The organism is Pseudomonas sp. lyk4-R2A-10, assembly GCF_030209075.1.
GTDB classification, from domain to species: domain Bacteria; phylum Pseudomonadota; class Gammaproteobacteria; order Pseudomonadales; family Pseudomonadaceae; genus Aquipseudomonas; species Aquipseudomonas glycinae.
Genome location: NZ_JARVSR010000019.1, coordinates 18,025 through 30,423 on the forward strand (window position 1 = coordinate 18,025; position 12,399 = coordinate 30,423).

The window sequence follows — 12,399 nt, forward strand, 5'->3', positions numbered from 1 at the left end:
ATGGACCAGCGTCATGCTGTCAGCAGCATAGCCAACTGCGCACGAGTATGCGGTGCGCCGACGCAATCGTCACCGGTTCAAGTGCCGCAAACGTGACGACCGCCCCGGTGGGGCGGTCGTTGTTCACGCATCAGCTGTTGTTGTGGTCGACCTTGATGGTCGGATCGCTGCCGGCAATCAGGTTATGAATGTTGGCACTCGACCAGTTGTTGCCTTCCAGTTTGATCGTCACGTCCGGTGTCGCGGCTGCCGCATCGCCTGAGTTGAACTTGCCGCCCGAGCTGACTTGCAGCGACGACACGCCGTCGACCGTGGTGATCTTCAGGAAGTTGTCGATGGTGCTGCCGGTCTCGCCCTGCAACAGGTCGCGCAGGTCGATGCGGTCGCCTTCGCTGGCCTTGAAGTCCTTGATCACGTCGTTGCCGGTGTCGCCCGCCTTCCAGACGAAGGTGTCCGCACCGGAACCACCGATCAGGATGTCGTTGCCCTGACCGCCGATCAGCGTGTCGTTGCCGGTGCCGCCGAGCAGGATGTCATTGCCCTTGCCGCCGTCGAGCAGGTCGTTGCCGCCCGAGCCGAACAGGATGTCATTGCCCGCGCCGCCCAGCAGCGTGTCGTTGCCGTCGTGGGCACCGGACACATCGAACGCCTGATAGTGCTCGGTGATGTACTGGTGCACGTTGCTGGTGGTGACCTTGCTGACGTCGACCCCGGTTTCCTTGGCCACGAACGCCTGCATCGCCTGATAACCCTCGCCGGCAATGCCGTTGAAGCTCACCAGGTCGCCGAACAGGATGTCGTTGCCGTCGCCACCGCTGACGGTGTCGTTGCCCGGCATCGTCGCTTCGGTGTGACCGATGATCGAGTTGGCCAGGTCCTTCGGATCGATGTTGGTCTGTGGCGTCTTGTCCGAATCGTACGGTTTCAGGTCGTTGAGGCTGACGCCGTTGTTCAGGCCGATCGCTTCGACGTTCGACAGACCGCTCAGCAGTGCGAAGCCGGCGGCGGAGTTGTCGGTGGTGTTCGACGAGGTGCTGTTGCCGCTGCCCGCCAGGCTTGAGATCTCGTAGGTGCCGTCGCCCTGGGCGTGGATGGTGCCCAGGCTGTTCCAGCTCCAGTTGTTGTTCTTGAGCGTCTGCAGCACCACTTCACCGGAGGTGCTGATGCTCAGGTAGTGAGTGCTGTCGATGTAGGTGGCGAAGCTGCTGCCCAGCTTGTAGTTGCTGGTTTTCACCACGTCGTCGAGCTTCACGTTGCCGTACAGCGTCGGGTTGGTCTGCTCGTTGCTCTGGTAATAGGTCGGCTGGCCGTCGGTGATGAAGTACGTGAGGTTCTTCGCCCCGGTGTTGGCCACCGCTTCAGCGCTCTGGAAGAAGTTCGCGGTGGCCTTGAACACGTCCTCGTAGTTGGTGCCGCCGCCGGACGCCATCGAGTCCAGCACGGCCTTGAGCAAGGTCAGTGCGTTCGGGTCGTTGAGGTTCACCGATACGGACTTGTTGACCTGGGTATCGAAGTCCACCAGGAAGATGTTCACCGTCCCCGAGTTGCTGCCGCCCAGGCTCTGCTTGAGGGTGTTGAACACCGACGTCAGCGAGTCCTTGGCGGCGTTGATCGACGAGGCGCTCATGCTGCCCGAGCTGTCGACCATGAACGCGATGTTGTAGTTGGTGCCCGGCACCACGGTCAGGCCGCCGATGTCGGCGACCATGATGTCGTTGCCGTCGGTGCCGGTGACGGTGTCATCGGCCGAGGTGGCGACAATCGAGTTGTAGACCGCCGGCACCACGGTGACCGGGATGGTCGCTGTGGTGCTGGCCGAGCCGCCTACCTGCTCGGTGGAGGTCGAGGTCACGGTCAGGTTGAACTGGCCGTTGTAGTAGGTCGGCGGGGTCACGGTCAGGGTGCCGAGGTTCCAGCCGGTGACGTTGGCGTCGCTGCTGGTGGCGGTCACGGTGAAGCTGTGGCCTGCGCCGTCGCTGAGCACCGAGCCGACCGGCGCACCGCTGATCTTGATGCTCAGGGTTTCCGAGCCGTCGGTGTCGGTTAGCGCGGTGCTGATCGACGACAGTTTCACCGTGGTGCCTTCGGCGCCGGTGTTGAGCTTGTAGCCGTCGTAATAGCCTTCGCCGTTGCTGCCGTGCAGATCGGAGACGGTCACGCCGGCATTCACCAGATCCTGCACGCCGGTGTAGATCGGCACACCGGCACTGCTCAGGTCGATCGGCGTGCTGCCGTTGACCGACAGGTTGACGTCGTAGCTGCCCGGGCCGCTCTGGTTGTGGTGGTAGATGTCCAGGGTGTAGTAGCCGCTGGTGGTCGGGGTGAACGAACCGTTGAGGTTGCCGCCCGCGCCCCACGTCGTGGACGCCACGCTCTTGCCGCCGATGGTCACCAGCAGGCTGTCATCACCGGTGCCGCTGAAGGTGTAGGTCTTGCCGGCTTCCAGATAAATCAGGCCCGAGGTTTTCGACGCAGTGCCGGCGGTTACGCTGCCGTCGGACTGCACGTTGTTCACGGTACCGCTGGTGTTCGGCTTGCCGGCACCGTCGATCACGTTTTTCAGGGTGGTCGAGTTGGCGCCGCTGCCGTCAGTGCCCAGGCCCGACAGACCGGTCCAGACTTCCTTGATCAGCCCGGTGGACTTCACGCTGTTGTCGGCGACCGACAGGGTCGGTGCATCCGCCACCGGCGTGATATCGATCTTGATGGTGCCGGTATTGCCCAGCAACTGGCCGTCGGTTGGCTGGAATTTGATCTGCGCGTAGTCGGCCTGATTGTTACCAACGGCAGTGCCACCGTAACCGTTCACACCCGACTCGTTGGCATCCGGCACGAAGCGCAGCTTGCCGGCGTCGATGTCGGCCTTGCTGAAAGTCTGGTTGTTGGCGACATCTTTCCAGGTCGAACCGTCCAGGTATTGCAGTTTGCCTTCGCCCGGCAGTTGAGTGATTTTTACGCCCAGGCTGCTGGCCGGGCTGTCGACGTCGCTGACGCCGAAGGTCGACCAGCCGAGGATCAGCGGGGTGTCTTCGGTGCCGGTGACGTTGACCGGTGCAGCGACCGGCGCGTCGTTGACCGCCACCACGTTGACCGTGGTGGTCGCGGTATTGGAGTAGTTGCCGCCATCGGTCACGGTCACGGTGATGATCCGTGGCACGGTGCTCGGGTCTTCACTGCTGTTGGTGAAGCTGATGTTCTTGATCGCCTGCATGTAGTCGGCCAGCGTCGCGTTGCCCGACAGGGTCAGGGTGACGGTGCCGTTGGTGCTGTTGGCATTGATGGTGATGCCGTTGACGCTGTTGCCCAGGTTCAGCGCATCGCCGTCCTGACGGTTGGTCAGCACGATGGTGGCGCCGGTCAGCATGGTGCTGTCCGGGTCGGTGATCTTGATGTCGGTGTCGGCAATCGACACGCCTGGACCTGTTGTGCCCTCGGTGAAGGTCACCTTGTAGTCGGCACCCGTTGCACCGCTGGAGTTGTTGGCGTCGAGGTCGATGACCGGTGGCGCATCGTTGTCGATGATCGAGGTGCTGACGCTGCCATTGGTGCTGCTGACCGCCAGGTTTTCGAAGTTGCCACCGGTTGCCGAGTCGATCTTGACCACGAAGTTCTCGGTGCCTTCGGTGATCTTGTCATCGATGGTGGCGACGTTGAACTGCGCACTGCTGGCACCCGCCGGGATCTTCACGGTGTACACGCCGGTGAAGTCCGAACCGTCGGCGGCGGTGCCGCTGTAGACGATTTTCAGGGTCACTTCGGTCTGCGCCGGATGGGTCAGGCTGACGGTGTAGCTGGCGGTCTGGCCTTCGGTTACCGAGGTGCTGCCGGTGATGCTGACAGTGGTGGTGTCGATGGTGTCGGTGACGCTGGTCACGGCTGGCGTGGTGCTGGTGACCAGGTTTTCGAAATTGCCGCCCGTGGCATTGGTGATCGTGGCCTGTACGTTGCCGGCGTCCTTGTAGACGTCGTCAGCTGGCGCAGGAACGGTCACGGTGCCGGTGGTTTTACCGGCGTCGATGGTGATCACGGCGCCGTTCGACAAGGTTACGGTCACTGGCGAGCCAGCGGCGTTGGTCAGGGTCGCGGTGTAGGTGATCGAGCCACCCTCGGCCACTGTGCCGGTCGCGCTGAGGGACAGGTTGGTGGTGTCGATGGTGTCGGTGACGGTGGTGCTGACCGGCGTCTTGTCGGCCACGAGGTTTTCATAGTTGCCGCCAGTCACGTTGGTGATCGAGTTGGTCAGCGGTGTGTGGCCGGTCAACGCGTCGTTCGGCGCGGTGGTGGTCACGGTGCCGGTGGTCTTGCCGACTTCGATGGTGATCGACTGACCGTTGGCCAGATTCACGGTTACTGGCGAGCCCGTCACCGGCGCACCCACGGTAGCGGTGTAGGTGACGGTGCCACCTTCGGCCGCGGTCGTGGTTGCGGTCAGCTTCACGGTGGTGGTGTCGATGGTGTCGGTAACGCTGGTTACGGCTGGCGTGGTGCTGGTCACCAGGTTTTCGAAGTTGCCACCGGTGGCGGATTTGATCGTGGCCTGCACGTTGCCGGCGTCTTTGTAGACGTCATCGGCTGGTGCAGGAACGGTCACGGTGCCAGTGGTTTTACCGGCTTCGATAGTGATGACTGCACCGTTCGACAAGGTCACGGTGACTGGCGAGCCAGCAGCGTTGGTCAGGGTCGCGGTGTAGGTGATCGAGCCACCCTCGGCCACGGTGCCGGTCGCGCTGAGGGACAGGTTGGTGGTGTCGACGGTGTCGGTGACGGTGGTCGAGACCGGCGTCTTGTCGGCCACGAGGTTTTCGTAGTTGCCGCCAGAAACGTTGGTGATCGAGTTGGTCAGCGGTGCCTGGCCGGTCAACGCATCGTTCGGCGCGATGGTGGTCACGGTGCCGGTGGTTTTACCCACTTCGATGGTGATCGACTGACCGTTGGCCAGATTCACGATTACCGGAGAGCCAGTCACCGGTGCGCCCACGGTGGCGGTGTAGGTGACGGTGCCGCCCTCGGCCGCTGTTGCGGTTGCGGTCAGCTTCACGGTGGTGGTGTCGATGGTGTCAGTAACGCTGGTCACTGCTGGCGTGGTGCTGGTCACCAGGTTTTCGAAGTTGCCGCCCGTGGCGTTGGTGATCGTGGCTTGCACATTGCCGGCGTCTTTGTAGACGTCATCGGCTGGCGCAGGAACGGTTACGGTGCCGGTGGTTTTGCCCGCTTCGATGGTGATCACGGCGCCGTTGCTCAAGGTCACGGTCACCGGAGTGCCCGCAGCATTGGTCAGGGTTGCGGTGTAAGTGATCGAACCACCCTCGGCGACCGAGTTGGTGGCGCTCAGGGACAGGTTGGTAGTGTCGACCGTGTCGGTCACGGTGGTGCTGACCGGGGTCTTGTCGGCCACCAGATTCTCGTAGTTACCGCCGCTCACGCCGGTGATCGCGTTGGTCAGTGGTGCATGACCATTCAACACGTCGTTAGGCGCGGTGGTGGTCACGGTGCCGCTGGTCTTGCCGACTTCGATGGTGATCGATTGACCATTCGACAGGGTTACCGTCACTGGCGAGCCAGTCACCGGAGCGCCAACAGTGGCGGTGTAGACAACGTTGCCACCCTCGGCCGCCGTCTCAGTTGCGGTCAGCTTCACGGTAGTGGTGTCGATGGTGTCGGTGACGCTGGTTACCGCTGGCGTGGTGCTGGTGACCAGGTTCTCGAAGTTGCCACCGGTGGCGTTGGTGATCGTGGCCTGTACGTTGCCGGCATCCTTGTAGACGTCATCGGCTGGCGCAGGAACGGTCACGGTGCCGGTGGTTTTGCCGGCTTCGATGGTGATCACGGCGCCGTTGGACAAGGTCACGGTCACTGGCGAGCCAGCGGCGTTGGTCAGGGTCGCGGTGTAGGTGATCGAGCCGCCTTCGGCCACGGTACCGGTCGCGCTGAGCGACAGGTTGGTGGTGTCGACGGTATCGGTGACAGTGGTCGAAACCGGGGTTTTATCAGCCACCAGATTTTCGTAGTTGCCGCCGCTTACGCCGGTGATGGCGTTGGTCAGCGGTGCATGACCGGTCAACACGTCGTTCGGCGCGGTGGTGGTCACGGTGCCGGTGGTTTTGCCGACTTCGATGGTGATCGACTGGCCGTTCGACAGGTTCACGGTCACAGGCGAACCGGTCACCGGTGCACCCACGGTCGCGGTGTAGGTGACGGTGCCGCCCTCGGCCGCTGTCGCGGTTGCGGTCAGCTTCACCGTGGTGGTGTCGATGGTATCGGTGACGCTGGTCACCGCTGGCGTGGTGCTGGTCACCAGGTTTTCGAAGTTGCCGCCAGTCGCGTTGGTGATCGTGGCCTGCACATTGCCTGCGTCTTTGTAGACGTCATCGGCTGGCGCGGCAACGGTCACGGTGCCGGTGGTTTTACCGGCCTCGATGATGATCACGGCGCCATTGCTCAAGGTCACGGTCACCGGGGTGCCCGCAGCGTTGGTCAGGGTCGCGGTGTAGGTGATCGAGCCACCTTCAGCCACGGTGCCAGTCGCGCTCAGCGACAGGTTGGTGGTGTCGACGGTGTCGGTCACGGTCGTGCTGACCGGCGTCTTGTCGGCCACCAGATTTTCGTAGTTGCCGCCCGTCACGCCTGTGATCGCGTTGGTCAGTGGTGCATGACCATTCAACACGTCATTAGGCGCGGTGGTCGTCACGGTGCCGGTGGTTTTACCCACTTCGATGGTGATCGACTGACCGTTGGCCAGATTCACGATTACCGGAGAGCCAGTCACCGGTGCGCCCACGGTGGCGGTGTAAGTGACAGTGCCGCCTTCAGCCGCCGACTCGGTGGCGGTAAGTTTCACCGTGATGGTGTCGATGGTATCGGTGACCTGGGTCACGGCAGGAACAGTGCTCGGGACCAGATTTTCGAAGTTGCCACCGGTGGCATTGGTGATCGTGGCCTGCACGTTGCCGGCGTCCTTGTAGACGTCATCGGCTGGCGCAGGAACGGTCACGGTGCCAGTGGTTTTGCCGGCCTCGATGGTGATCACGGCGCCGTTCGACAGGGTCACGGTCACTGGCGAGCCAGCGGCGTTGGTCAGGGTCGCGGTGTAGATGATCGAACCGCCCTCGGCAACCGAATTGGTGGCGCTGAGGGTCAGGTTGGTGGTGTCGACCGTGTCGGTGACGGTGGTCGAGACCGGCGTTTTGTCAGCCACGAGATTTTCGTAGTTGCCGCCCGTCACGCCGGTGATCGCGTTGGTCAACGGCGCGTGGCCGGTCAGCGCATCGTTCGGTGCGGTGGTAGTGACAGTGCCAGTGGTCTTGCCGACTTCGATGGTGATCGACTGACCGTTGGCCAGGTTTACGGTCACTGGCGAGCCGGTCACAGGCGCGCCCACGGTGGCGGTGTAAGTGACAGTGCCGCCTTCAGCCGCCGACTCGGTCGCGGTCAGTTTGACCGTGGTGGTGTCGATGGTGTCGGTGACATTGGTTACGGCTGGCGTAGTGCTGGTCACCAGGTTTTCGAAGTTGCCACCGGTCGCGGATTTGATTGTCGCCTCCACGGTGCCGGCGTCCTTGTAGACGTCGTCGGCTGGCGCAGGAACGGTCACGGTGCCGGTGGTTTTGCCGGCCTCGATTGTGATCACCGAGCCGTTGGACAAGGTCACGGTCACCGGCGTGCCCGCCGGGTTGGTCAGGGTCGCGGTGTAGACGATCGAACCACCTTCGGCCACGGTCCCGGTCGCGGTCAGCGACAGATTGGTGGTGTCGATGGTGTCGGTGATGGTGGTCGACACCGGAGTCTTGTCGGCGACCAGATTCTCGTAGTTGCCGCCGCTGACGTCGGTAATCGCGTTGGTCAGTGGTGCATGGTCGTTCAGCACATCGTTCGGTGCCGTGGTGGTCACGGTGCCGGTGGTTTTACCCACCTCGATGGTGATTTGCTGACCGTTGGCCAGGGTCACGGTCACAGGCGAACCGGTCACCGGTGCGCCAACAGTCGCGGTGTAAGTGACGGTGCCACCTTCAGCGGCCGTTTCGGAAGCGGTCAGCTTCACGGTCGTCGTGTCGACGGTGTCGGTGACTTCCGTTACGGCTGGAATGGTGCTTGGCACCAGGTTCTCGAAATTGCCACCGGTTGCATCCTTGATGGTGACTTCGACTTTTCCGGCGTCCTTGTAGACGTCATCGGCAGGTGCTGGAACGGTCACCGTGCCGATGGTTTTACCGGCCTCGATGGTGATCACGGCGCCGTTCGACAGGGTCACGGTCAGCGGAGTGCCGGCAGGATTGGTCAGGGTGGCGGTGTAGGTGATCGAGCCACCTTCGGCCACGGTGCCCGTCGCGGTCAGCGACAGATTGGTGGTGTCGACGGTGTCGGTCACGATGGTGCTGACCGGCGTCTTGTCGGCGACGAGGTTTTCGTAGTTGCCACCGCTCACGCCAGTGATCGCGTTGGTCAGTGGCGCATGGTCGTTCAGCACATCGTTCGGTGCAGTGGTGGTCACGGTGCCGGTGGTTTTACCCACCTCGATGGTGATTTGCTGACCGTTGGCCAGGGTCACGGTCACAGGCGAACCGGTCACCGGTGCGCCAACAGTCGCGGTGTAAGTGACGGTGCCACCTTCAGCGGCCGTTTCGGAAGCGGTCAGCTTCACGGTCGTCGTGTCGATGGTGTCGGTGACTTCTGTTACGGCTGGAACGGTGCTCGGAACGAGGTTCTCGAAGTTGCCACCGGTTGCATCCTTGATGGTGACTTCGACTTTGCCGGCGTCCTTGTAAACGTCATCGGCAGGTGCTGGAACGGTCACGGTGCCGATGGTTTTGCCGGCTTCGATAGTGATGACGGCACCGTTCGACAGGGTCACGGTGACCGGCGTGCCGGCCGGGTTGGTCAGGGTCGCGGTGTAGACGATCGAACCGCCCTCGGCCACAGAGCCAGTGGCGCTCAGGGTCAGGTTGGTGGTGTCGACGGTATCAGTGACGGTAGTCGAAACCGGGGTCTTGTCGGCCACGAGGTTTTCGTAATTACCGCCAGACACACCAGTGATCGAATTGGTCAGCGGGGTGTGACCGTTCAGCGCATCGTTCGGCGCAGTGGTGGTCACAGTGCCGGTGGTTTTGCCCACCTCGATGGTGATCGACTGACCATTGGCCAGGGTCACGGTCACAGGCGAACCGGTGACAGGCGCACCGACGGTAGCGGTGTAAGTAACGGTGCCGCCTTCCGCCGCCGACTCGGTCGCGGTCAGTTTCACCGTGGTGGTGTCGATGGTGTCGGTGACGTTGGTCACGGCCGGAACAGTGCTCGGCACCAGGTTCTCGAAACCACCGCCAGTGGCGGTCGAAATGGTTGCCTCGACTTTGCCGGCGTCTTTGTAGACGTCGTCTTTCGGCGCGTCGACGGTCACGGTGCCAGTGGTTTTGCCGGCCTCGATGGTGATGACGGCACCGTTCGACAGGGTCACGGTCACCGGCGTACCCGCCGGGTTGGTCAGGGTCGCTGTGTAGGTGATCGAACCACCCTCGGCCACCGAATCGGTGGCCGTCAGGTTCAGGTTGGTGGTGTCGACAGTGTCCGACACCGAGGTATTTGCCGGTTTGCTGTCGACCGCCAGGTTTTCGTAGTTGCCGCCGGTGGCCTTGTCGATGGTCACGCTCAGCGAGCTGCCGCCCGCCAGCGGGCTGTTCGGCGCGACGAAGTTCACGGTGCCGGTGGTTTCGCCGACGGCGATGGTGATGGTCTGGCCGTTGGACAGGGTCACGACGACCGGCGAGCCGGTTACTGGCGCGGTCACGGTTGCGGTGTAGACCACGGTTTCGCCTTCGGCGACGTTGGCGGTGGCGGTCAGCGACACGGTGGACGTGTCGATGGTGTCATTGACGGTGGTGACCGCCGGGGCGGTGCTGGTGACCAGGTTTTCGAAGTTGCCACCGGTGGTGGTCGAAATGGTCGTCTCGACTTTGCCGGCGTCTTTGTAGACGTCGTCTTTCGGCGCATCGACGGTCACGGTGCCGGTGGTTTTACCGGCCTCGATGGTGATGACGGCGCCGTTGCTCAAGGTCACAGTGACCGGAGTGCCGGCGGCGTTGGTCAGGGTCGCGGTGTAGGTGATCTGGCCACCTTCGTTGACTGCCGGCGTGGCGCTCAGGGTCAGGTTGGTGGTGTCGACGGTGTCGGTCACGGTGGTGCTGACCGGCGTCTTGTCGGCCACGAGGTTTTCGTAATTACCGCCAGACACGTCAGTGATCGAATTGGTCAGCGGGGTGTGACCGTTCAGCGCGTCGTTCGGTGCGGTGGTGGTCACGGTGCCGGTGGTCTTGCCGACTTCGATGGTGATCGACTGACCATTGGCCAGGGTCACGGTCACAGGCGAACCGGTTACCGGGGCACCAACGGTCGCGGTGTAGGTGACGGTGCCGCCTTCAGCAGCTGATTCGGTCGCGGTCAGTTTGACGGTCGAGGTGTCGATGGTGTCGGTGACTTCTGTGACGGCTGGAGCGGTGCTTGGCACCAGGTTCTCGAAGTTGCCGCCAGTTGCATCCTTGATGGTGACTTCGACTTTGCCGGCGTCTTTGTAGACGTCATCTTTCGGTGCATCGACGGTCACGGTGCCGGTGGTTTTGCCGGCCTCGATGGTGATGACGGCGCCGTTGCTCAGCGTCACGGTCACCGGGGTGCCGGCCGGGTTGGTCAGGGTCGCGGTGTAAACGATCGAGCCGCCCTCGGCCACCGAGTCAGTGGCGCTCAGAGTCAGGTTGGTGGTGTCGACGGTGTCGGTGACGGTAGTCGAAACCGGGGTCTTGTCGGCGACCAGATTCTCGTAGTTACCGCCAGTTACGTTGGTGATCGCGTTGGTCAGCGGCGCATGACCATTCAACACGTCGTTCGGTGCGGTGGTGGTGACGGTGCCGGTGGTCTTGCCGACTTCGATGGTAATCGACTGACCGTTGGCCAAGGTCACGGTCACAGGCGAACCGGTTACCGGGGCACCAACGGTCGCGGTGTAGCTAACGGTTCCGCCTTCAACTGCCGACTCGGTCGCGGTCAGTTTGACCGTGGTGGTATCGATGGTGTCGGTGACTTCAGTGACAGCCGGAACAGTGCTTGGCACCAGATTCTCGAAGTTGCCACCGGTGGCAGTCGAAATGGTCGCTTCGACTTTGCCGGCATCTTTGTAGACGTCGTCTTTCGGCGCATCGACGGTCACGGTGCCGGTGGTTTTACCGGCCTCGATGGTGATGACGGCACCGTTGCTCAACGTCACGGTCACCGGGGTGCCGGCAGGGTTGGTCAGGGTGGCGGTGTAGACGATCGAACCGCCTTCGGCCACAGAATCGCTAGCGCTCAGAGTCAGGTTGGTGGTGTCGACAGTGTCGGTGACGGTGGTGCTGACCGGAGTCTTGTCGGCCACCAAATTTTCGTAGTTACCGCCGCTCACACCGGTGATCGCGTTGGTCAGCGGAGTGTGACCGTTCAACGCGTCGTTCGGCGCAGTGGTGGTGATGGTGCCGGTGGTTTTACCGACTTCGATGGTGATCGACTGACCATTGGCCAGGGTCACGGTCACAGGCGAACCCGTCACCGGAGCGCCGACGGTAGCGGTATAAGTGACAGTGCCACCTTCCGCCGCCGACTCGGTCGCAGTGAGCTTCACCGTAGTGGTGTCGATGGTGTCGGTGACTTCGGTCACGGCCGGAACGGTGCTTGGCACCAGATTCTCGAAGTTGCCGCCAGTTGCATCCTTGATGGTCACCTCGACCTTGCCGGCGTCTTTGTAGACGTCGTCTTTCGGCGCATCGACGGTCACGGTGCCGGTGGTTTTACCGGCCTCGATGGTGATGACGGCGCCGTTGCTCAAGGTCACGGTCACCGGAGTGCCGGCGGCGTTGGTCAGGGTCGCGGTGTAGGTGATTGAGCCACCTTCGGCCACGCTGTCGGTCGCGGTCAGTGTCAGGTCGGTGGTGTCGACGGTGTCGGTTACCGTGGTGCTGACCGGGGTTTTGTCGGCGACGAGATTTTCGTAGTTACCACCGGTCACGCCAGTGATCGAGTTGCTCAGCGGCGTATGACCGTTGAGTGCATCGTTCGGCGCGGTGGTGGTGATGGTGCCGGTGGTCTTGCCGACTTCGATGGTGATGGTCTGACCGTTGGCCAGGGTCACGGTGACCGGCGAGCCAGTCACCGGAGCGCCAACGGTGGCGGTGTAAGTGACGGTGCCGCCCTCAGCCACCGACGTATCGGCGCTCAGTTTCACGGTCGATGTGTCGATGGTGTCGGTGACGTTGGTCACGGCTGGAACAGTGCTCGGCACCAGGTTCTCGAAGTTGCCGCCAGTTGCATCCTTGATGGTCACTTCGACCTTGCCGGCGTCTTTGTAGACGTCATCGGCTGGTGCCGGAACGGTCACGGTGCCGG

At 62.7% G+C, this 12,399-nt stretch carries 1 protein-coding gene; it reads right to left on the reverse strand.

The window, feature by feature from the left end; all coding sequences use genetic code 11:
- Positions 1 to 130: 130 nt before the first annotated feature.
- On the reverse strand, positions 131 to 12,399 hold a 12,269-nt coding region (locus QRN46_RS27710), incomplete at its 5' end, for an immunoglobulin-like domain-containing protein (protein WP_285358588.1).